The organism is Mesobacillus jeotgali, assembly GCF_014856545.2.
GTDB lineage: Bacteria > Bacillota > Bacilli > Bacillales > Cytobacillaceae > Mesobacillus.
This window is the reverse complement of record NZ_CP109811.1, coordinates 1,202,154-1,224,975: the sequence shown is the minus strand read 5'-3', so window position 1 is coordinate 1,224,975 and position 22,822 is coordinate 1,202,154. Positions and strand designations below refer to the sequence as shown.

The 22,822-nt window shown below is 43.2% G+C and carries 23 protein-coding genes and 1 pseudogene; 5 read left to right on the top strand and 19 right to left on the bottom strand.

The window, feature by feature from the left end:
• Positions 1-188 precede the first annotated feature (188 nt).
• Entirely contained in the window at positions 189-578 is a 390-nt protein-coding gene (locus tag FOF60_RS06110; RefSeq protein WP_192473704.1) for a YhjD family protein, read from the top strand.
• A 17-nt stretch (positions 579-595) separates the two neighbouring features.
• On the opposite strand, the gene FOF60_RS06105 is transcribed toward FOF60_RS06110, so the two are convergent.
• Positions 596-1,174: a competence protein ComK gene (locus FOF60_RS06105; protein WP_192473705.1), complete on the bottom strand. Its 579-nt coding sequence runs from the start codon at positions 1,172-1,174 to the stop codon at positions 596-598.
• 232 nt (positions 1,175-1,406) lie between these two features.
• Between FOF60_RS06105 and FOF60_RS06100 the strand changes: the two genes are divergently transcribed.
• Positions 1,407-1,601, top strand: a complete 195-nt coding sequence (locus tag FOF60_RS06100) for an IDEAL domain-containing protein (RefSeq protein ID WP_225650507.1) — start codon at positions 1,407-1,409, stop codon at positions 1,599-1,601.
• Between the two features lie 114 nt (positions 1,602-1,715).
• Here FOF60_RS06100 and FOF60_RS06095 read toward each other — a convergent pair whose 3' ends face one another.
• From FOF60_RS06095 to FOF60_RS06040, 12 genes are all read right to left on the bottom strand, one after another.
• Positions 1,716-3,002, bottom strand: coding sequence for a M48 family metallopeptidase (locus FOF60_RS06095; protein ID WP_192473707.1), 1,287 nt, complete (start codon positions 3,000-3,002; stop codon positions 1,716-1,718).
• Between the two features lie 571 nt (positions 3,003-3,573).
• Entirely contained in the window at positions 3,574-4,056 is a 483-nt protein-coding gene (locus FOF60_RS06090; RefSeq protein WP_264647601.1) for a hypothetical protein, read from the bottom strand.
• 38 nt (positions 4,057-4,094) lie between these two features.
• Positions 4,095-5,123: an IS1595 family transposase gene (locus FOF60_RS06085; protein WP_192473835.1), complete on the bottom strand. Its 1,029-nt coding sequence runs from the start codon at positions 5,121-5,123 to the stop codon at positions 4,095-4,097.
• Between the two features lie 91 nt (positions 5,124-5,214).
• Complete coding sequence (locus FOF60_RS06080; protein WP_192473305.1) at positions 5,215-6,213, bottom strand: aliphatic sulfonate ABC transporter substrate-binding protein; 999 nt, start codon at positions 6,211-6,213, stop codon at positions 5,215-5,217.
• A gap of 18 nt (positions 6,214-6,231) precedes the next feature.
• The gene (locus FOF60_RS06075) at positions 6,232-6,987 is read right to left on the bottom strand and encodes an ABC transporter permease (RefSeq protein ID WP_192473304.1); all 756 of its coding nucleotides are present in this window, start codon (positions 6,985-6,987) and stop codon (positions 6,232-6,234) included.
• Positions 6,971-7,759 (bottom strand): ABC transporter ATP-binding protein, encoded by a 789-nt coding sequence (locus FOF60_RS06070; RefSeq protein WP_192473303.1) that lies wholly within the window; start codon positions 7,757-7,759, stop codon positions 6,971-6,973. The genes FOF60_RS06075 and FOF60_RS06070 overlap by 17 nt, the downstream gene beginning before the upstream one ends.
• A gap of 168 nt (positions 7,760-7,927) precedes the next feature.
• Positions 7,928-8,233 (bottom strand): AzlD domain-containing protein, encoded by a 306-nt coding sequence (locus tag FOF60_RS06065; RefSeq protein ID WP_192473302.1) that lies wholly within the window; start codon positions 8,231-8,233, stop codon positions 7,928-7,930.
• The gene (locus tag FOF60_RS06060) at positions 8,226-8,954 is read right to left on the bottom strand and encodes an AzlC family ABC transporter permease (protein WP_192473301.1); all 729 of its coding nucleotides are present in this window, start codon (positions 8,952-8,954) and stop codon (positions 8,226-8,228) included. Before FOF60_RS06060 ends, FOF60_RS06065 begins: the two co-directional genes overlap by 8 nt.
• A gap of 336 nt (positions 8,955-9,290) precedes the next feature.
• Entirely contained in the window at positions 9,291-10,067 is a 777-nt protein-coding gene (locus FOF60_RS06055; RefSeq protein ID WP_192473300.1) for an enoyl-CoA hydratase-related protein, read from the bottom strand.
• 160 nt (positions 10,068-10,227) lie between these two features.
• Entirely contained in the window at positions 10,228-11,784 is a 1,557-nt protein-coding gene (locus FOF60_RS06050; RefSeq protein ID WP_192473299.1) for a fatty acid--CoA ligase family protein, read from the bottom strand.
• A 170-nt stretch (positions 11,785-11,954) separates the two neighbouring features.
• A complete protein-coding gene (locus FOF60_RS06045; RefSeq protein WP_192473298.1) occupies positions 11,955-12,944 on the bottom strand; it encodes a lipoate--protein ligase in 990 nt (329 codons plus the stop codon).
• A gap of 14 nt (positions 12,945-12,958) precedes the next feature.
• Positions 12,959-13,693, bottom strand: a complete 735-nt coding sequence (locus FOF60_RS06040) for an MBL fold metallo-hydrolase (RefSeq protein ID WP_192473297.1) — start codon at positions 13,691-13,693, stop codon at positions 12,959-12,961.
• A gap of 172 nt (positions 13,694-13,865) precedes the next feature.
• Here FOF60_RS06040 and yhfH point away from each other — a divergent pair, with 172 nt between their 5' ends.
• Entirely contained in the window at positions 13,866-14,000 is a 135-nt protein-coding gene (yhfH, locus tag FOF60_RS06035) for a protein YhfH (protein WP_167832100.1), read from the top strand.
• A gap of 150 nt (positions 14,001-14,150) precedes the next feature.
• On the opposite strand, the pseudogene hemY reads toward yhfH, so the two are convergent.
• From hemY to hemE, 3 genes and pseudogenes are all read right to left on the bottom strand, one after another.
• Positions 14,151-15,574 (bottom strand): annotated as a pseudogene (gene hemY / locus FOF60_RS06030) (protoporphyrinogen oxidase).
• A gap of 25 nt (positions 15,575-15,599) precedes the next feature.
• A complete protein-coding gene (hemH, locus tag FOF60_RS06025) occupies positions 15,600-16,538 on the bottom strand; it encodes a ferrochelatase (RefSeq protein WP_192473296.1) in 939 nt (312 codons plus the stop codon).
• Positions 16,539-16,629: 91 nt separating this feature from the next.
• Entirely contained in the window at positions 16,630-17,676 is a 1,047-nt protein-coding gene (gene hemE / locus FOF60_RS06020) for a uroporphyrinogen decarboxylase (RefSeq protein ID WP_192473295.1), read from the bottom strand.
• Positions 17,677-17,980: 304 nt separating this feature from the next.
• Here hemE and FOF60_RS06015 point away from each other — a divergent pair, with 304 nt between their 5' ends.
• The gene (locus tag FOF60_RS06015; protein ID WP_192473294.1) at positions 17,981-18,490 is read left to right on the top strand and encodes an antibiotic biosynthesis monooxygenase family protein; all 510 of its coding nucleotides are present in this window, start codon (positions 17,981-17,983) and stop codon (positions 18,488-18,490) included.
• 144 nt (positions 18,491-18,634) lie between these two features.
• Here the strand turns inward: FOF60_RS06015 and FOF60_RS06010 are convergent, their stop codons facing one another.
• Genes FOF60_RS06010 through liaF form a run of 3 tightly spaced genes read right to left on the bottom strand, consistent with a single transcriptional unit; the run spans position 18,635 to position 21,077 of the window.
• Complete coding sequence (locus FOF60_RS06010; protein WP_192473293.1) at positions 18,635-19,276, bottom strand: response regulator transcription factor; 642 nt, start codon at positions 19,274-19,276, stop codon at positions 18,635-18,637.
• Positions 19,276-20,310: a sensor histidine kinase gene (locus FOF60_RS06005; RefSeq protein WP_192473292.1), complete on the bottom strand. Its 1,035-nt coding sequence runs from the start codon at positions 20,308-20,310 to the stop codon at positions 19,276-19,278. Before FOF60_RS06005 ends, FOF60_RS06010 begins: the two co-directional genes overlap by 1 nt.
• 14 nt (positions 20,311-20,324) lie before the next feature.
• Entirely contained in the window at positions 20,325-21,077 is a 753-nt protein-coding gene (gene liaF, locus FOF60_RS06000; RefSeq protein ID WP_225650424.1) for a cell wall-active antibiotics response protein LiaF, read from the bottom strand.
• Between the two features lie 317 nt (positions 21,078-21,394).
• On the opposite strand from liaF, the gene FOF60_RS05995 reads away from it, so the two are divergent.
• On the top strand, positions 21,395-22,786 hold the full coding sequence (locus FOF60_RS05995) for a hypothetical protein (protein ID WP_192473290.1): 1,392 nt from the start codon (positions 21,395-21,397) through the stop codon (positions 22,784-22,786).
• Positions 22,787-22,822 lie beyond the last annotated feature (36 nt).

Genomic DNA, 22,822 nt, shown 5'->3' with positions numbered 1-22,822 from the left:
AAAACAACATTTAACTTTAACAATGCCTTCAAAAAAAGCCCTTCTCCACCAGCACTGCAAGTTTCCTTTTGTTTTGGAGAAGATGATAGGGATGAGTAAATTTTTTTATCCTCTTGAAATCCTCTTCAAAATCCAGTACGATAATTACGAACAAACGTTCTTATTTTATACAGAAGGGACAGAGTAAAATGACAAGGATTCCTGAGAAAGACCGTGATATTATGGAGCAGGCTATCTATTTGCCGATGGTATTGGTCGTGCTCAACCGGGATCTTTCTGTCGTTGAAAATAGTCCATTTAAATTAAAGAAGCCCTATTTGGAACTAATTGAAGAAACAATGAAAGCAGTCCAGAAAGAACTCTTTATCGTGAAAAGCTACCTCAAAAAGAATAATCTTAAGGTTGAAGAAGTAAAGCGGGATGACGCCTTCACCATGTTCCTCTTCATCTACAAAGGCTACGAAGAACAGCATAACTATTTCAATCCCCGAATACGCAACAAAGTCCAAGAGCTGATGGTCCATTACCTTTTCAAACGGTTTAAACCCATGACAGCAGAACAAAAAGAATCCGGCTGAAAAACCGGATTCTTTATTCAGTCCTTATATACCTCACTGACGAGGCTTGCATGAGGATATCCTTGCGATTCACTGAATTTTGGCCCATGAAGAAGATATAGCGCTTTACGTTCAGTGTCTTTCATCCGCTGCATGAATTTGGTGCGCAACAGGGATGTCCGCAGCAGCTGGTTTTCAAATGAATGATGGGATACCGGAAGAATCAGGGTTTTCTTATTCCTGAAGGTAACCTGTGTACTGTGGGCATCCACCTTCTTATGGAATAATACATGTTCATGTGAAACCCATATGCAATCCGGTTTTGTAGGTGAGCTTGTAGGCATGAAATAAATGGAGCTTATAGGGTCGATGATGATCGGGGTTTTGTGGGTGATCCCGGTAAGCTGTTTCGTTCCCTCTTTTCTGCCATCGTAACTGCTTCCAAAATATTTGCAGCTTTTCTTAACGATATCTATTGGTCTGAACGGGGATAAATACTCCTCCTCCAGCTCGATCACCCTGGAGTAAATCCTGCTGCCGTATTCTTCAGGAATAATTATCATGGTAAAAGGATTTATTTCGTACTCTTCTACTAAGTTCTTTGTATTACCTGTCATTCCTTCACCTCCTAAAATACCTTATACCCTATTTTACCATAAGTGTTTAAATTTTCTTTAGTTACAGAAAAAGTTCTATTTTTAGCCACATTTAGCGTTTAGATATAAATTTTCTAAAAATTATAAAAATTTAGTTGATTATCTTTTCGATAATCCATATAATATAAAAAAGGTCTAAGAGGTGAGGTCAGTGAAAGAAAAATCGTATTCTGAAACCATGAAGGCTAGTGTGATGAAACGCATTAAAGCCAAGGAATCTTTTGTTCTGGACCTGTATGTTGACATGCTTATTTCCGAAATTCAGCTGAACACCAGAAAAGAAAAACTGATGTCGAAAATTGATAAAGCAATCGATGAAAGAGACAAAATCCTGTTCTTAACATTGACGGAAGAATTGAAGGATCTCAACAAACAATTTGGCACTTAGATGAGTGATATCCCCTATATAGGGGATATTTTATTATTTTGGTATAGAGCTGATTGCTTTGTTGTATTAAATTCCCCCAAAAAGAAAGCCCTCATTGTGCGAGGGCTTTCTTTGTTAATATTCATCTTCCTGCTCATTCCTCTTTTCCACTTCATAATCCTCGAGTCGGGAAATTCGTTCTAGCATTGTCGGATGTCCGTACCGGAAGATTTTCACCAGCCATGGAGGATTTACCTGGCTGCGCCCCGCCTTCGTCAGTTCCTGGAATGCAGAAATCGCTGCATCTGTGTTGTCAGTCATTTCAATCGCATACCGGTCAGCTCTTGTCTCCTGATAACGGGACACAAGATTGGAAACCGGGCTTGCGGCAAACATGATCATCGAAAGGAACATCAGGAACAGCGGGAATGATCTCAAGTCCCCGGGGTGCTCTAGTTTGAACTCTTTTCCCCATCGCTTGATCGCCCAGTTCATCAGTCTTGAAACAATGTATAGGCCGAACAAAGAAAGTACCAGGTAGCCGGCGATCCCGATATATAAATGCTTCTCCACATAGTGAGCCATTTCATGGGCCATGATGAACAAAATTTGGTCATCGTTCAGCCGGTTTAATGTCGTATCCCAAAGAACAATTCTTGAATTAGAACCAATTCCCGTCACATACGCATTCAGGGCATTTGTCTTTTCAGCCATATCGACTTCGAACACATGATCAGCTGGAATATTAGCCTGCTCCGCAATATCAAGGATTTTCGTCTCCAGCTCTTTATTTTTCAGCGGGGAAAAATCATTGTACAACGGGTCGATCACAACAGGCTGAAGGAACATGATGAACAATGTGAACGGAACGGACAGCATCCATGCAAACAGCCACCAGAACCTTTTGAACTTGTTCATCAGCCAGTACAGGACAATGACAATCACAAACATCAACGCATAGTTGACCCAGAAATCGATAAGTTCATCCTTCATCCAAGAGGCGAATGTTTGCGTCGATATATTATAGGTCTTGGACAGCGTATAACTGATGTAACTTAGAGGGAAGGTCGCGATATAAGCAAAGAACGAAAGCCATATTAAATAAATCGCTGTCTGGCCATACTTATTCTTCGCCGTCTCTTCTCCCCATTTCTTAAAAGCTTTTGAAAGTCCCAGCAGGAGAATCAAAAAGTAAAACAGCCACTCGAAGGGTGTGGACAGAAAGAACAATAAATTCCTGATTTTTGAGTATTCCTCACTCAGCATCAATTCTCGTCCATTCAAGAATGTTGCCGGGTCTGCCCTCGAACCTTCAAACTCAAATGGTAGATTACTATCTGCAAAGTAAAATAAATACCAGTACACCGCGAAACCATAGAGCACATAGGCGACCACACCATAAAAACCCATCTTTCTCGCCATAGCTTATCCCCCTTTACGTACAACCATATCTATAACTATTTTAATCCTTTGTCCAAAAAATAGAACAAGTTATTGCTGGCAGGGGCACATGTTCCTCCAACATGTTACCGAATTCTTCTGCTACCCCGCTTTTCGGGGGTACAAGTTCTTCAAACATGGAATTGGCTGGCATAAAAGTATCTTTCGGCTTGAATGGTACCCTTATAGCGGAGAATTGTCTTGCATAAGGGTATCTTTCGGCTTGAACGGGACCCTTATAGCGGAGAAATGCACTGCATAAGGGTATCTTTCGGCTTGAACGGTAACCCAACATGTTACCGAAACCTACAGCCCTCCCGCTTTTCGGGCAAATTCTGCTCATTTATACGATGGAAATCTCTGTTTACTGTGATTTAGTTATCGTGATTCATGAATTCCCCATACTTCGCTTATTCAGCAGCTGTTTTTAACACCAAAAAGAGTACCAGGAAGACTCCTGATACTCTTTTTATTAGTTTGGCTCTGTTAATCTTTAATGTTGAAAAATGATATAAAATTCGGGAAACCCTTTATAAAGGTTTCCCGATACCTTTTATACACCATTTAATATATGCTCTAAATATACAATCCCCATAAAAATTAGCCAGACTGCTAATGGAATTGCAAAACTCTTAATGGCTTGTAAAGGTTTAAAATCTTTATTTTTCTTTTGTAGAACTCTATCTGTAATAAAGAACAACAATGAAGCCCCTAAACTATACAATAGTAATATAAGACCAAAAACAGCGTGTAAAATGCCAGAGATAACTATTTCAGATTTTTCATTTTTCATTTTTGTTGAAATGAATTGACTGACTTTATCACTAATGATAGAGGTTAATACTCCATAAATTAAAATTGCTGGGAAACTATACATCAAATAAACAGGTGTGCTTAATGCAACAGCAAATAAATAATTTGGTATTGATGAAATAGTTCCACCAAATGGATTAGGTACGATTAGACCTAACAAAATAGTAAACATAGAACCAGAGACAGATGCAGAAATTATTTTTCGTGATATTATTTTGTTCACCTCCACACTACTCATTTTAAACAGAGAATTATGAAACTCTAAACCTTAAATTTTGCCATACGCAAACTATCATAAGTATCCTTCATTTCAAATACAAATGATGTAAGCAAGAACTCTTTAATATTGTGTTTTGTGCTTTCATTGCTTCGGCTATCTACAAACAAGAACCAAGAAAGGTAGTTGTCGAGGTATTTCGTAGACACGCCTTTAAAACGGTCTATCCATTGTTTCATACGAGAATGTAGACCATTAACATTTTGAATGTGATACAAACCCTTAATAACGTGTTTGCCATCATTTGATTTGATTCTGTAATGCTCTATTCCTTTTTCTTTTGCATAGGTTTTGTAGGCTCTCCAAGCATCTGTAACCAGTACATTATCAGGTGACAGTTTAGAACCAATCATAGTTTCAACCTTAGTTTTCACAACACGCCCCATACAAGCTACTTTTGATACAGTTGCTTTTGTGCGGTCTCTGGCAACAAGAACGCAAACTTGTTCGTGACTAATTCCTCTGTGTTTGGATTTCCCACCACGTTTACGGGGTTTACGTTCAGAAATACCACGTTTACCTTTTTCAGAGTAAAGGAAATAGGTCTCGTCAACTTCAACGATACCTTCAAATTGTTCAAAATCCATTTGTTTTAGTGCGTTTAACAATTTGTGTCTCCAATAAAAAAGTGTAACCCAAGTAACCCCTACGATTTCGGCAGATTTTCGTAGGGAATAGCCTTTGAACATGCAATCAACAAATGTAATCCATTCGTCACCTTTTCGAGTGCGATATAAGACTGTATTTGTTGTATCAGTAAAGGACTTACTACAACACTTACAACGGTAGCGTTGCCGACCATTATATTTTCCGAACCTAACAACGTGTTCAGAAGCACAATGAGGGCATTCAAATCCTTCTTTAAAACGAGTTTCTCGCATTTCATTGATTAGACGACCACCGACAGAAGAAGAAGGTTGAACATAGCGTTTAACCCATTGATAAACTTGTTCTTTTTTCGTATGTGGTAGTTTATCAATGTGTTTTAACAAGTTACTAAACGCTTTACTCATACTTACAACCTCCCGAATACTTGTTCTTATATTGATTATACTAAGATTTCGGGCAGGTATCAAATATCAACATTTACCTTTAACAGAGCCATTAGTTTAGAAAGCTATCGTCAATCAGTGTTTTGAAGTCTGGTTTGTCTTTCAGGAACTTCAATGCGTAAGATGAATCAGAGAAGTCCTGGATTGCCTGTGCATCGACTTCATGAGTGAAACCAATTCGTCCCCACGCCAGCTCGACTACATCTTTTTCAAGCTCCTGCCCTGTGGTTTCTTTAATGTCTTTAATTGTGATTTCCTGTGCTTCAGCTGGGTTTTCATTGATGAATTTCACAGCATCTTTATGAGCATCAATAATTTTTTGTACTGTTTCTGGTTTTTCCTCGATCATTTTACCGGAAGTAACCATAACGGATGCAGGAAGCGTTTCTCCGAAGGATACTTCATCCCAGCCGATAACGACTTCTGCTCCTGTTTCTTTTTCAATTACCGCTGCCCATGGCTCTGGAGCTACCGCGATGTCCACCTTGCCTGCCTTAAGCATCGCCGAGTATTGTGCCGGCTGGCCAGTAAGATGCTTCATTGTTCCGCCTATTCGTTGTGATGTGATTCCCTCTGCTTCAAGGTATGTTTCGTACTGAACATCATGTGTGCATCCTACTCCAGGGGTGATGAATGTCTTGCCTGCGAAGTCTTCAACTGAGTTGATCTCGACTCCTTTTCTTGCCAATACCACTGTACCCCCAGTGGAAGCGCCGGCAATGATTTTAACGTCTGCACCTGTTGAGTAATTGTTCATCGCTGGACCCGGGCCAACAAGACCTGCATCGATCTCACCCGTTTTCAGTGCAGTCATGAAAGAACCGCCTTCTGCAAATGTCTTATACTCGATTGTTGTTCCATCGCCAAGCTGCTGTTCAAAATAGCCTTTATCTTTTGCCACCATGGCAGGTACGTGGTTGATGTTCGGGAAGTAGCCGATAACGATTTTTTCCTTGCCTGCTGAAGTTGTCGATGAACCGCTTGAACCGCAGCCAGCAAGTACCATCGCAGCTGTAAACAACACTGTTAAAAATAAAATAGCTTTTTTCATTAACTTTTCCTCCTTATTTTATGAATCAAGTCCCCAGCGATTCAGCACCGATTTTTCGATGCGCTGGAAGATAAGCTGATCTACGATTGTTCCGATGACACCAATAATGATCATGACGCCAATCACAAGCCCCATATTGCCGAAATCTGAGGCATAACGGAGCGTATATCCGAGGCCAGGTCCTGTGCTTAGAAGTTCCCCTGCCATCAAGGCCCGCCAAGCAAATGCCCATGCCAGTCTTGAGCCGGTTACCACATAGGGGATCGCTGCCGGAAAAATAACCCTTTTATATAAGTTCCAGCCTGTCACGCCCATCGTTTTCGCGGCCTTTATAAATAAAGGGGAAACATTTTTGATGCCTACCCTGATATTAAGGGTCATGACAAATGTCCCTCCAAGAACGACTACAAAAATTACGGCCTTCTCGTTCATGCCGAACCACATAATTGCGAGCGGAAGCCATACGATGCTCGGGACACTTTGAAATGCGAGGACAATAGTTCCCAATGTCTCATCCGCCGTTTTGGATTTTGCGAGCAGGACTCCAAGCGCAGTCCCAATGACCAGAGAGAGACCGAGACCAATCGCAAGACGTTTGAAGCTGGCGATCAGATCATAGATCAAAGTTTTATCCTCGAATCCTGTGACCAGTGCCTCCAGGACTTTTTCCGGAGATGGAAGGATGATGGGCATCCACCATTCAAGCTTGCTTCCTGTGTACCAGAATGCAATGATTGCTGCGAAAAATATAATTCTCTTAATGTGCGGATTCATCTGCAAGCTCCTCCCTGATGACTTTGTCGATCTCCTTCTTCAAATAACTCATAATATATTCTTCCAGTTCCACCATCTCTTTTTTATGCTCATGGCGGGGCCTTGGAATCTCTACTTTAATATCCTTAAGGATCACCCCTGGCTTCGTTCCCATAACAATGATCCGGTCTGATAGTTTAATGGATTCAGAAATGCTGTGAGTGACGAACAGGATGGTTTTCTGAGTTTCTGCCCAGATCGTCTCCAGCTGTTCATGGAGCCGAGAACGAGTCTGTTCATCCAGAGCGCCAAATGGTTCATCCATTAAAAGGATTTCCGGATTCATCGCCAGCGCCCTTGCTATCGCCACCCTCTGCTGCATTCCTCCTGATAGCTCGTGAGGATAGTGGGAAAGGTATTTGCTAAGCTGTACCTTTTGTAATTGTTTCTTTGCCTCCGCTTCCGCCTGTTTCTTTGGCATTTCCTGTTTAAGCGGGAAGAGAACATTTTCCAGGACATTCAACCACGGGAACAGCGCGGCCTGCTGGAAAACCATTCCTCTGTCCTTTCCTGGTTTATCTATCTTCTTGCCTGAGACTTTAATTTCGCCGTTCGTTGCCGGAGTCAGTCCAGCCACTATAGAAAGAAGCGTCGATTTACCGCAGCCAGATGGCCCAAGAATCGATACAAATTCCCCTTTATTCACTTCGAGATTAATATCTTTTAGAATATCAACCTGGTGATTATTTTTGTCCGCGTATTGTTTGTGTACATTGCTGATTTCAATAAACAATTAAACCACCCTATTCTAATAAAACTTATTGTTTTAGTCGGAATTAATAAAGTTAATTATAATCTATTCATTCATCTTGTCAACATTTCATTTATTTTTGCGATCAGCCAGCCCGTTTTTATTCAGGTAATCATTTATGCATAAAAATAGACCTGCATTTCTGCAGATCTAAAAGAAATAAGAATATAAAGTCAAAACGGAGATCGAACCAATTACGACCACGATGACATTTGCTCCCATAAAGGCAACGATGAAGGCGGCGGCTGCACCGACCAGTCCGTACCAGATGTCTTCCTGAATGAACAGAATGGCCGGGAAGATCAGCGCTCCCAGTGTGGCATAAGGGACATTTTTCAGGACGCCCTGCAGAAATGGAGGCAGTTCTTTTCCGCGGAACATTACAAACGGAAGCATCCTCGGAATATAGGTAACGATAGCCATGCCTATGATCATGATGACGATTTCTTTACTCATCAGTTTCTGCCCTCCTGCCTTTCTTGAATGTTTCAACTGCCTCTACAAGAATCGCTGATAGCAATGTTGCCAGCACGATAGCCCAGCCTGTGGACATAAGTTCAGCCATCGTAAAAATCGAGTTGAACGCAGCTGCGAGTACGGCCAGATATACAACTTTTACATTACCTTTCATCGATGGGACCAGTAAGCCCACAAACATGGCATATAATGCGACTGACATGCTCTCCTGGAGTGTCTGAGGCAACCCTGCCCCAATGATGAAGCCTAACCCTGAGAAAACGACCCAGCTTGAGTAAGCAGTCAGGTTTAAACCAAACATATAACGGGCATTGATTGTACCCTCGCGTGTCGCTGCGACTGAAAATGTCTCATCCGTGATCCCGAATGAATAGCCCATTCTCTCTGCCACGGTGTCCTCTTCTGCTTTTTCATTCAAGGACGCAGACATGAGAAAATGGCGGATATTCACGATAAAGGTGGTGAGAATGACTTCAAAGATCCCAATACCCTGGGCGAGTAGGCTTAATGAAATATATTGTGCGGCTCCCGCAAACACCAGCAAACTCATCATGATGGTCTCGCTAAGGGCTAGCCCCGTTGTCTTGGCAATCAGGCCAAAGGTAAGCGCAACCGGCATATAGCCTATCGCAATACTGATGCCTGATTGAATCCCTCTTTTAAAATCTGTCGCCTGCTTAGCAACCAATGTACTTTCCACTCGCTTCCCGCCTTTCTATTACTATGTATAAATACAAATCCTTTAATCAATTAAAATATATTATACATACTTCCAGCACCTCGGAAAAGTGTTTCTTTTACCGAAATAATTAATTACGTAAAAGTTCCCATGACTGGCATGCTGTTAATATACGAGTTGGTCGAAAAAATCGAATATGTGGTCGAATTACTTTGAAAAGTGGTCAAGTTATTGAGAAACCTGATTAAATTATTGATAAAAACGTGGACTCCACGGCAAATTTAATCTCTAAACTTCATTATTTACAGCACTAAGATTACATAAAACATAAAAAAACACGGCCGCGGCCGTGTTGAGTTACTTTCCTTTAAAGTCAGGCTTTCGTTTCTCGCTGAATGCAGCCAGTGCTTCGAGTCGGTCTTCCGTCGGAATCGTGACTTCATAGGCTTTGCGCTCAATTTGCAGCCCTGTCTGCAAGTCTGCATTCATCCCCTGCTTGACAGCGTACTTTGCCTGCTGCAGTGCGACAGGTCCGTTGGCCAGCATCATTTCGGCAAATTTCACGCATTCATCAAGCAAGCTTTCTTTTTCGACGACAGCAGTAAACAGACCATAATCCAGAGCTTCCTCTGTTTTTAGCCGGCGCGCTGTCAAGATCAGCTCAAGTGCTTTTGCCTGGCCAATCAGCCTTGGCAGCCGCTGGGTTCCTCCTGCCCCAGGAATGATCGCCAGGCTCGTCTCCGTCAATCCCATCTGCGTCCCAGCCGCGGCAATGCGGAAATCACATGCCAGGGCGAGCTCCATTCCGCCGCCGAAGGCAAATCCATTGATTGCTGCGATTGTCGGCTGCGGCAACTGGTCAATCATCGTGAAGACCTCGCCTATTTTATAGATGTTCCTCTTTACGTCCTCATCAGACAGTGTACGGCGCTCCTTTAAATCTGCCCCAACACTGAATGCCTTCTCACCTGCTCCGGTAAAAATCACGACCCTCACATCACGGTTTGTCCTGATTTTTTCAATGACCTTCTGCAATTCATCTAGTGTATCATAATTAAAAGCATTTAATGCGTCCGGACGATTCAGCGTGACGAATGCTGTATATCCCTCTAAATGATATTCGATGTTTCCCATACTGATCAACTCCTTCTCCAATGACATTCTAGCCAAGGCGGCAAATTTCCTGCTCCTTTGTCAGAAAAGCACCAGCGATTTGTATTACTTCTGACCAGCTTTCGAAGCTGAGATCACACAAAACAAGGCAGGCATGGCGCCTGCCTCACAACTGTAAAAATTATTGTTTTTGTAATACCTGATTCTTCAATGCTCTTCTTAAAATTTTCCCAGTTGTATTTTTCGGAAGTTCTTCAAGGAACTCGATCGCGCTTGGCACCTTGTATTTCGCCAAGTGCTCGCGGCAATATTCGAGCAGTTGATCTTCTGTCAATTCAGGGTTCTTGCTGACAACATAGCATCTGACTGCTTCACCGAAATTCGGGTCCGGAACACCGAGGACAGCAACCTCAACCACATCAGAATGATTGTATAATACTTCTTCTACTTCACGAGGATATACATTGTATCCGCCGACGAGGATCAAGTCCTTTTTGCGGTCAACAATGTAGAAATATCCTTCTTCGTCCATGCGGGCTAGGTCTCCTGTATACAACCAGCCATCCCTGATCGTCGCAGCTGTCTCTTCTGGCATTTTATAGTAGCCTGCCATTACGTTCGGGCCGCGGACGATCAATTCGCCAACTTCTCCAGGAGCCACTTCATCTCCCATTTCATTGACTACTTTGTTCTCAACGTTCACAATCGAGGTTCCAATTGAACCAGCTTTACGCGGACGGTCCAGCGGATTGAAGCATGTAACTGGTGCTGCCTCCGACAAACCGTATCCTTCTGAAACCATAACATTGAATTTGCGCTCGAAATTCTGAAGAAGCGCAACCGGAAGAGAAGCGCCGCCGGAAATACACAGTCGAAGTGACTTAAGATCATCTGGATTTCCTTCGGGATACTGGAATAGGAAATTATACATCGTCGGCACGCCTGCAAAAACAGTTGCCTCGTATTCCCTGGCGATCCGGAACACTTCTGCCGGACTGAACTTAGGGACAATCAACAATGTTCCGCCGTTCATCAATGGCGCATTAAGAGCGACTGTCAAACAGAAAACATGGAACATTGGCAAAGCGGTAATCACCTTGTCATCTTCATTCATCTTAAGGTAATCGCTTACATCCTTTGCATTGCTATATAGATTTTTATGTGTAAGCATAGCCCCCTTAGGTTTGCCTGTCGTTCCCGAGGTATAAAGAATGATTGCGATATCATCATCATTCAGTTCAGGACCCTTGAAATCCAGGTCTCCGGCACCAACGACATGTGTAAACGGTTTCATTTTCGAACCTAAAGAAAGCTTGGACATTTCCTCTTCAGACATCTGGCTTTGGCCTGTCTCCGCAATCACGAAGTGTTCGACCTTTGGCAGAAGCTGATGCATTTTTTCTGCGAGCGGCAGCATTAGATCCAGCCCAACGACTACTTTTACATCGCCATTGTTCAAGATATAGCCGATTTCATCTGCTGTGTATATTGGATTGATGGGAATGACTGTTGCACCGAGCCTAAGCGCTCCGTACATACTGATGACAAAATGTGGAGAGTTTCCTAGCAACAATGCGATATGATCGCCTTTTTTTACCCCTAGTTTCTCAAGACCAGAAGCAAACTTCGTTACAGTAGCATCAAGCTCTGCATAGGTGCTTGCTTTGTCCATGAAAAAATATGCCGGCTTATTGCCAAGCATTGAGGCCGTGTGATGAAGCTGTGATGAAAGATTCATTAACTCCCTTCCCCCTTTGCGGTGACAAGAATCACCAAACTTCGTAAAAAAGTTTTCTAAATATATTATATTGAAAGAAAATTATGGATTCAAGGAAAATATGTCGAAATTCTAACAATTTTACATTAAAAAATTTAAAACGCGGTATAACTACACCGCGTTTTCTAAATTTAATATATTAAGTTAATGAAATCTTCTTTAGAAATATTTCCGAAATAATGTTTGATGTCCACATCTTCCAACGCACCGGTAATTTGTGATTTCACATATTTAAGTCCTGTCAGCTTGTCCTCAATTTCAGTGACATCCCCTACACCGAAGAAATCTCCATAGATTTTACAATTTTCGATGACTCCTTTATTAACCTCAAAACGGACATCGATCTGGCCAACAGGGAATCGATGCGAATGCTGCAGGTTAAACTTAGGAGATTTTCCGTAATTCCAATCCCAGTTCTGGTATCTTTCCTTAGAAAGCTCATGGATATTTTCCCAGTCTTTCTCTGTTAAGACATACTCCGGGATATCATCCTGACCATCAAAGATATTTTTCAGCAGAAGGGAACGGAATTCCTCAATTGTCACTTTTTCTGAGAGGAACTCGGAGATATTCGCCACTCGGCTGCGGATGGATTTGATTCCCTTAGATTCTATTTTGTCTTTTTTAACGTTAAGCGCGGAAACGACGCTTTCGATCTCCGAGTCAAACAGCAGGGTTCCATGGCTGAACATCCGCCCTCTAGTCGAAAATTGTGCGTTTCCGGATATCTTTCTGCCTTCTGCCAGCAGGTCATTCCTGCCGCTTAATTCTGCATTGACACCAAGTTTTCTCAGTGCGTTCACCACTGGCTCGGTGAACTTCCTGAAATTATGGAAGCTATCTCCGTCGTCCTTCGTGATAAAGCTGAAGTTCAGGTTGCCAAGGTCATGGTATACAGCTCCGCCTCCTGATAACCGGCGGACAACGTGGATGCCATTTTTCTCGACATATTCCGTATTTATCTCTTCAATCGTGTTCTGGTTCTTGCCAATAATGATGGATGGTTCGTTTATATAAAACAGCAAGTAAGTTTCATTGATGTCCAGGTTCTTCAAGGCATACTCTTCAATAGCCAGGTTGATCCTTGGATCTGTAATTCCCTTATTATCAATAAATAACATGGTTAAGTCTCCTTTTATAGAATGATTTCGAGCCCTTCCCTTGCAAGGGTAACCGGGCCATTGAAAACTGTTGAAGCTTCAGAAACTAGCTGGTCGATTTCACCGTAATGCGGCAGATGGGTAAGTACCAGCTGTTTAACATCCGCTTCGGCAGCAAGCTTTCCGTTATCATAGCTGTTCATATGCCCCGCACCTTTGCCATCCTGGTTCCCGTAAAAATTACATTCTGAAAGCAGCAGGTCTGCACCGGAAGCAAATGGAATGAACTCTTCCTTAAAGGAAGTATCGGCAGTATACACAATTGACTTGCCTCCTGCTTCAATTCGCATCGCATAGCAAGGAACCGGGTGGACGGCAGGCAAGAATGAAATCGTGAAAGGTCCTATGTTAAGTTTTTTTGCCGGATCATAAGCAATCCCTTTTGTGATGTTTTTATATGTAAGCTTCGCAAACTCCTGTTCATCCTGGCCATGGCCGTAAATCGGAAGCTGTGGGGACTTTTTCCCCAGGAAGCCCTGAATCAGACGGGCATGCTGTAATACGCCAATGTCTGCTATGTGATCGGGATGATAATGCGACAGTACCAAGGCATCCAACTCTTCTGGCTGGACAAAATTTTGAAGCCTCGCCAGTACACCGCTGCCAAAGTCGATCATTAGCTTAAATCCTTCATGCTCAAGCAAATATCCCGTGCTGGCCTCATTTACCTTCGGATAGCCTCCCCAGAATCCTACTATAGTCAGCTTCATTCATTTCCCTCCTATTTAACACGCTTTTTCTATCACTATACTTCATTCTGCCCATTTTTTCACTTTAACGGCTTTTTCAGAAAATTATGATTGACGACATCTATTCTGTTATAATACAATTAAATAAAAAACAAACCTGTATCAAAACACAACTTGTTTGGAGGGAAACAACATGATTCAAAATGTCGTAGAATTCTTTCGTAATTTGCCGAAGAAGCAATGTATTGAGTGTGGAGAATCAATTGATGAACAGCATGAATGCTACGGAAATAAGTGTGATGGGTGCATGGACCCTGGAAAGTTATAAATTTCGTTTTCCTTCCCCGGTTTTCCGGGTGTAATACAATCCCTTTCCCGCAGTTGTCAAAACTGCACATGAAAAGCCAGCTCGTTCTTCATGAACGGCTGGCTCTTTTTTTTAGTTGTTTTCGAAAACAATCAACACGAAAACAGTTCCTTATTTCAGTTTTAAGTAATTAAGGATTTTTTCAACCGCTGCTTCTCCCTGGTCTATGCAGTCTGGAAGTCCGACTCCTTCATAAGAGCTGCCGCCTACAAAGACACCTGGAAGCTCATTGGCCAGATCATTCTTCAGATTCGCGACTCTCTCCTTATGCCCGACTGTATACTGCGGCATTGCCTCTTTCCATCGGGAAACTACTGCAAAATCAGGTTGTGCCTGAATATCCATTGTTTTGTTTAAATCCTCGAGGGCAATCTTGATGATTTCATCGTCTGAAAGCTCGACAATCGCCTCGTCCCCTGGCCTGCCGACATAAAGGCGGAGCAAGACTTTTCCCTCAGGGGTAGTATGAGGCCACTTTTTATGTGTCCAGGTGCAGGCAGTGATTGTATAATCGCTGTTCCTTGACACAACGAAGCCTGTACCATCAATATCTTCTTTTATGACACTTTCCGGGAACGCCATGGCAACCGTCGCGACGGATGTTGAAGGCATGTCGCGGAATGGATCAAAAACATGTTCGTGGTCGGAGAACATATGCAGCGCTGCTTCATGCGGTGCAGCTAAAAGAATGCTGTCTGCATCGAGCGATTCACCGCTGCTCAGTCTCAGACGGTAGCTGCTGCCCTGCTTGCTTACTTTATCGACACGGATCCCTTTAATGACAGAACCGGGTTCGAATTTAGACTCAATTGCATCGACAAAAGATTGCAAACCCGTAGTCACGGTCAGGAACATTCCTTTTTTCTTGGCTTGTCCGGTTTCAGCAGGCTTCTTTTTTGCCGAGGGAGTTGTTTTCTTTGTGCCAAGAATCAAGCTCCCGTATTTCTGCTCCACCTGATAGAATTGCGGAAAAGTGGACAATAGGCTCATGTTATCAATATCCCCTGCATAAATACCGGAAAGCAGAGGCTCAATCAGGTTTTCAACGACTTCATCGCCTAGTCTGCGCCGGAAAAATTCACCAAGAGACTGATCTCCTTTTACCTTTGAAGGTGGCATAAAGAAGTCTCCAGCAGCCCGGAATTTACCTGGCCAGGAAAATAGGCCGGTTGTAACGAAGGGGCCAATCTGAGTAGGAATTCCCATCACTGCTCCGCCAGGCATAGGGTGGAGCTTGTCCTTCACCAGTACATACGATTTCCCCGTACTGTTATTGACTAATTTATCTCCTAAACCTACTTCCCTCGCTAAACGTCCTGCGCTTTCTTTTCTTTCAAGGAAGGAATCCGGTCCTCTTTCAATGACAAATCCATCTTTTACATACGTTTGCATTTTCCCGCCAACACGATGGGAGGATTCGACCAGTTTCACATCAAGAGGAAGGTGGTTCTCCCTGGCATGCTTTTGCAAATAGTAAGCTGCCGCCAACCAGTAATGCCGCCCCCTACAATTACAACTTTCTTTTTTTCTGTCACGGTAAATCGCCTTCTTTGAATAGTTTTAGCGTGAAGTTGACAGCTTCTTTAGAATGACAGCTGACAATGCATCAATGAATTCAGGTTCTGTATTTGGCATTGGAGGCCTGTAATAGCTGGCTCCAATCTCTTCAGTCACAATCTTGCATTCATAATCATTGTCATACAGTACTTCAAGATGGTCGGAAACAAATCCAGCCGGCACATATACAAAGGCTTTATAGCCATTTGCCTCGTACAGGTCTCTCGTCAAGTCCTGGACATCTGGCCCTAACCATGGCTCAGGTGTGTTGCCAGCACTTTGCCAGCCAACTTCGTATTTTGTTACGTTTGCCTGCTTGGCGATCATATCAGCTGTTTCTTTTAATTGATCAGGATAAGGATCCCCCATTTGCAGAATCTTCTCCGGAAGGCTATGGGCGGAAACGATCAATACTGAGTTTTCGCGCTCGTCAGCAGGCATTTCAGCGAATGTCTTTGCCACGCGGTCGGACCAGTATTTGATGAATTTCGGCTCATCGTACCACTGTTCAACCGAAACAATTTCGGGTCCGCCGAGCTTTTCCGCTTCTTCTTTGGCGCGTCCGTTATACGATTTGACGCTGAACGTTGAGAAATGGGGTGCGAGCACAATGCTTACTGCCTCTTCAATGCCATCGTCATGCATTTGCTTCACAGCATCCTCGATGAATGGCTCAATATGCTTTAAACCGAGATACATCTTGAATTCGATGTCATCCTGGACGCTGTTCAAATGCTGTTCAAGCTTCTCGCCCTGCGCCACGGTAATTTTCGCAAGTGGAGAAATACCGCCAATTGCTTCATAACGCTGTGTTAAGTCCTCAAGCATTTCCGGTGACGGAGTGCGTCCGTGGCGGATATGTGTATAATATCGTTCAATATCTTCTTCTTTGTAGGGCGTGCCATATGCCATCACAAGCAAACCCATCTTTTTCTTAGTCATGATTGCACCTCTTTTTCGTGTCTCTAAGCTTCTATTCTGCCAAAACCAAGACCATTTTACCAAATGTAATGCTCTGAAGCAGAATAAAGACCTATTTGCCTAGTTTTGAGGCAGAGTACTCATGGATGAAAGCCGTCAGCTTTTTCAATGTTTCAGGGTTTACTGATGGGAATACACCATGCCCAAGATTGAAGATGTATCCAGGCTGTGCCATACCCTGGTCAAGAATGGCTTTTGCCCTTTCTTCGATTACATTCCATGGTGCAAGAAGAATTGCAGGGTCAAGATTTCCCATGACGGTTTTCTGGATTCCAAGTTCGCGAGCCTCGCTCACCTGTAAACGCCAGTCCAGTCCTACTACATCAAGCGGAAGATCGTTCCATTCCATGGCAAGATGGCTTGCTCCAACCCCAAACATGATCAATGGTACATTTTCTTTCTTAAGTTCAGAAAAAATCCTGTTCATAACGGGCTTGATGAATGTACGGTAATCCTGGACATTCAGTGCCCCCACCCAAGAATCAAAAATCTGGATTGCTTTAACCCCGGCATTGATTTGGGATTTAACATATGTAATTACCATATCGCCTAGCTTGTCCATCAACGCGAACCAGGCTTCAGGCTGAGCGTACATAAATGCTTTTGTCTTGTTGTAGTTTTTTGAAGGTCCTCCTTCAATCATATAGCTTGCTAGTGTGAACGGTGCTCCTGAGAAGCCGATCAATGGCACAGACAGCTGTTCTTCTGTAAGAAGCTTGATTGTATCAAGTACATACGGAATATCTGATTCAGGGTTGATCGCACCCAGCTTTTCAACGTCTGCCAATGTTTTTACTGGGTTCGAAATGACAGGGCCGATCCCAGACTTAATTTCCACATCCACACCCATAGCTGGCAGAGGTGTCATGATGTCTTTGTAAAGAATCGCCGCATCAACATCATATTGTTCTACAGGGAGCCTTGTAACATATGCGCAAAGCTCAGGCTGGTGCGTAATTTCGAACAAGGAATACTTTTCCTTAATCTCTCTATATTCAGGCTGTGACCTTCCAGCCTGTCTCATATACCAGACCGGAACATAATCTGTTGCTTCTCCTCTGGCTGCTTTTAAAAATGTATCGTTAATCATCTTGCTCATTGAGTGTTGTCCACCTTTCAGTAATGTCTGTATTCCATTGTAATATAAAAGGATTAAAATAAAAAACAACTATTTTCCAAATCAGATTTGCGATAGCCTCGCGCTGTTATAACAAAAAAACAAACTATATACACTATATCGTTTTTATCAGCCGTTTTCATAGGAAACGCTTTAAATTGTTGAAAATTTGACGAATTTTGCTTTTACTTCCTCTATAAAAGGGAAAACAGATGATAGCTTGGGTTTAACAGCATACAATTAGTATAATAGAAGCAAAGCACTTTTATTAAAATGAGGTGAGAAAATGAATCTATATATTACATCGGGAACTCCAGATTTTTTGCTGAAATTAAAAGAAAAGCACCAGGGAGAAACTATGGTATTGATGAACAATAATGAGTCATCACTCCTTGTCCATGAGACAGACAAGAAAACAGTGTTCAGTTCACCGAGGAAATATGAGGTGATCGATTCTGCAGGCAACCTTGGGCATGAAGGTTTTGCTGTCTTCAATAATATCCCTGTAACAGATGAAGGCCGGCCCCTTTTTGAAGACCGATTTTTGAACAGGCCGAGGCTGATTGAGAATGAACCAGGTTTTATCGCAATCCGTGTATTGCGTCCATTGAGCTCCAACACCTACATCATTATGACCATCTGGAAAAATGAAAGCTCATTCGAAAACTGGCAAAAATCGAAGGCTTATGAAAATGCACACAAAAAACGCGGTACAGAAGCAGGAATAGACGGTGCTCGACCGAATATTTTCGAGAGCGCATCATATGTGTCCAAATACTATATCGAAGGCGAATGATTGTCACTTTTTAGCGCCACCATTCAGGTAGTGGATGGCGCTTTTTTCTGTTCTACCGCCAATTTGCGCCTCCATCCTAGCACAGCTAAGTATTAGACTTTTCCAATGTAAAAGAGGGTGTCACCTCGTGACACTCTCCTCCACTTATGTCGACTTGATCAAGCCGTTCCGATTTGCATAAACAGCCGCTTGCGTTCTGTCGGACAAACCGAGTTTACCTAAAATATTCGAAACATGGGTTTTGACGGTTTTCACACCGATGAATAACTCTTCGCTGATCTGCTGGTTTGTCATACCTTCACCAATACATTTCAAGACATCAAGCTCCCGCTCTGTCAGTTCATCGTGCGGCTTGCGCTCCTGCGGTCTGAGCCTCTTCATCATTTTATTGGCCACTTTTGGTTCAATGACCGTCTCCCCTTTAGAGGCTTTTTCAATCGCCTTGATGACTTCGGACGCGGTCGCAGTTTTTAGCATATAGCTGAATGCCCCTGCCTCAATAGCCGGAAAAACTTGTTCATCATCATAAAAGCTCGTGATGATGATGATTTTGCATTCTGGATAAAAGCTCAGAATCTCTCTGGTTGCATCAATACCTGATCCATTCTCCATCAACAGGTCCATCAGGACAACATCCGGCTTTGTATCCTTAACAAGTGAAACGGCCTTTTTTCCGCTATCCGCCTCTCCGACAATTTCGATTGACGGTTCGGTTTCTAAATAGGAAATGATGCCTTTCCGTACCATTTCATGATCATCCACTACCGCAATCCTTATTTTCCCCATTACTCTTCCCTCCTCAAAGCCGGTATCCGTATTTCAATATATGTTCCTTCATCCGCTTTTGAACGGATATTATATGTACCGCCAATTTGTTCGCACCGTTCCCGCATTGTCTTAAGGCCATAAGATGCCATCTTTTCTTCGTGGATGTCAAAGCCTTTACCATCGTCACCTATATATAGATGGATGTATTTCTGCTCCTCTGTAAGCACCAATTTCACCTTTGATGCTTCTGCATGGCGCAGTATATTCGAAAGTGCTTCCTGGACAATCCGAAATATATGCTCTTCTGCAGCCTGCGAAAGATGCTCGATTTCATCGACACTTGCTTCAAATGCCAGGTTCGTTTTTTGCTTCAGCTCCTTGATCAGTTTAATGATCCCTTCGCACAGGCTTTCACCGCTCAATTGGACAGGCCGCAAGTGAAGAAGAAGAGCCCTCATTTCCCCCTGTGCTTTGCCGGCTATCTCAGAAATTTGCTCCAGCTGCTTTCGAGCCTTTTCTGGCTCCTGATCAAACCATCTCAGTGAAGCAGACGACATCATACTAAGGGCGAATAGCTGTTGGCTGACTACATCATGGAGATCCCTGGCAAGCCTTTGCCTTTCCTCCATGATGGCGGCCGACTTTGCGGTCCTGGATAGCTCTGTTTTTTCCTCTGCGAGCCGTTGCAATGAATGAACCTGCTCCTGAAGGTATTCAGATAACTGATTGAGCTCCTCTGAAATGAGGCCGATCTCATCTTTTTCATCCGTTTTAATTCTTTCCGTGAATTTACCTCTGCGCAATGTGGCAATAAACTGCAAGATGTCACCAAGGCGTCCTTTGATTACATAACTTCCTCGTAAACTGAAGTAAAACCCGGCACCAGCCATTATGAGAAAGCTGTACAGCCAAAACCAGAAGGTCATCGCAGTGGAAAGGCCGTTGTCGGGAACAAGGAATAAAAAAACTTGAAGGCCGATAAAGAGGATGAGGGAGGTTATAAAAGCCATCATCAAGAACGTTTGGATAAACCATAAGCGGATACTTGTCATTTGCTTCTCCCCCCCTACACCCGATCAATCCTTACAGAACCGATTTTCAATTCAATCGTAATGTTCAGCTTTCTCACTGCCTGATCATAATCATCCGACTTATATGCGACTACATGCTTGATTTGCTCCTGGGAATAATCAAACAGCTTTACTTCACCGACACCTATGACAGCATTGATTTTTACCGGGACATCCTCAGGAATGAGCATTTTCACTTCACCAATCCAGCCTCTCACCCTTATTGGCGTCTCCCTGTCAGGAATGAAGCCCTTACTGAAATCAATAAAATATTCACCGATCATATTGTATAAATCCATTGGTTCGACTGCCCAGTTTTGCTTTTTGAATGTTACCTTGCCCATCGATACCCCTCGAATTTTCTTCAAGGAAGTTTCGGACGCTGGGATATTTTCCATCGCCTTGGCTGACGGTAAATCAGTTCGGTAAATAACCTTTATTTTTTTACTGTTAAACAGAATGGCTGCACCAATATAAATCAACACCACAGGCCAAAGCTTCCAAACATCAAGAAATTGAAAAACGATCAGACCAAAACGGTCCATGATCAGCAGTGATGAAAATAGGACTATGAACGCGCCCCAGCCAAACCGTTTCTGCACCAAAACCACTATTCCATACACAATGAGTAAAAAAGGATATGTTACGACAAAAAGCTCTTTTATTTCCAAGGAAATGACACCTAAATTGACTAGCAGCAGAATAACCCCTATGGCTGTAAGTATGACAGCAGCGGCTATCTGATTCATCGAACGTGTCCCCAAAACTTCCCCCTTCTTTCTTTCCAACATAATCACTTATTCTTTTCCATCTGGGAAAATCCCTTTATTTTGCGTTAATCCTACTCTGGTTTTTCAGGATAGAATCATAGCTTCATATTAAAAGATGGATGGACATTTTCCACCCCTCCGTAGAAGCTTTTCCTCTCCGTCTCGAGACCGAAAAAAATTCCCCCATACCGCTCACACCTTTTCGCGGCCGTCATATCCTGTAGTACTCAATTAGGAAATTTGCCTATATTGCACAAAGTGTAAACAGCATGTCATTTAGAAAGGAGCTTTATTCCATGGCTGTAGAATTATCCGCACTTCATTGGATATATGTTTTATTCATTTTCCTCATTATCGGTTTCATGGTTATGAAAAGAGATACAACCCTTATATCGATAACCGGTATCTTTTTATTGGCCATCGTCGCTACAGGATCCCTAAGCGGGTCGGTCAGCAGCATATTCAATAGCTTCATATATGCGATTACCGAGCTTTTGCCTACTATTCTTGTTATTTCGATTATCGTCGCGATGAGCAGGACACTTACTGTGACTGGAATCAATGATGCAATGATATCTCCGTTTGCAAAGCTGATCAAAACACCGGCGCTTGCTTATTGGACGATTGGCATTGTCATGATGGTCATCTCCTGGTTCTTCTGGCCTTCACCTGCTGTCGCATTGATGGGTGCCGTCCTTTTACCGGTTGCTGTCAGAGTCGGATTGCCTGCGCTTGGTGTAGCTGTCGCAATGAACCTCTTCGGGCACGGAATTGCCCTGTCCGGTGACTTTGTCATCCAGGCTGCTCCAAAACTAACCGCTGATGCAGCTGGCATTCCTGTCAGTTCAGTTGTTCAGGCAAGTATCCCGCTGGTCATTGTGATGGGGCTTGTCACAACGGTCACCGCTTTCTACTTATTAAAAAGGGACATGAAAAGCGGAAAGCTAAAAAGCGAGGGTGCGTTGCAGCTGGAAATGGATCAAACAAGTGACCCCAGTTTATTATCAGAAGGTGCAAGGAAGTTTTTCGCCTTCATGATCCCGGTTTTATTTGCAGCAGATGTTGCTGCCATGTCCCTTCTCAACCTACAGGGGGGCGATGCCACTGCACTGGTAGGCGGGACCTCAATCTTCATCCTTCTCCTCATTTCCATCGCAGCACACAAGAATAAAGGTCTTGAAAAAACGACCAGCTACCTTATCGAAGGATTCCAGTTCGGCTTCAAGGTATTCGGCGCAGTTATTCCGATTGCCGCATTCTTTTACCTTGGCGATTCAGGTTTCACCAAAATAATCGGCGAATTTCTGCCAAAAACTTCCCAGGGAATTGTAAATGACCTCGGGGTGGCACTGGCTTCTGTCGTTCCACTCAGCGCGGAAGTTGGTGCGATAACCCTCACGGCTGTCGGGGCAATTACTGGCCTTGATGGTTCCGGATTTTCAGGGATTTCTCTTGCAGGCTCGGTGGCAGCGATTTTCTCAACTGCCATAGGTGCTGGAGCAGCTACCCTGACTGCTCTTGGCCAAATTGCTGGCATATGGGTCGGCGGCGGTACCCTTGTACCCTGGGCATTGATTCCAGCAGCGGCGATTTGCGGTGTCGATCCGTTCGAATTAGCAAGAAGGAATCTGCTTCCGGTCACAATCGGCCTTATTGTCACCACGATCGTGGCGATGTTCCTGATATAGCATAAAACACTGGATGCCACTCAAAGGCTCCATTTA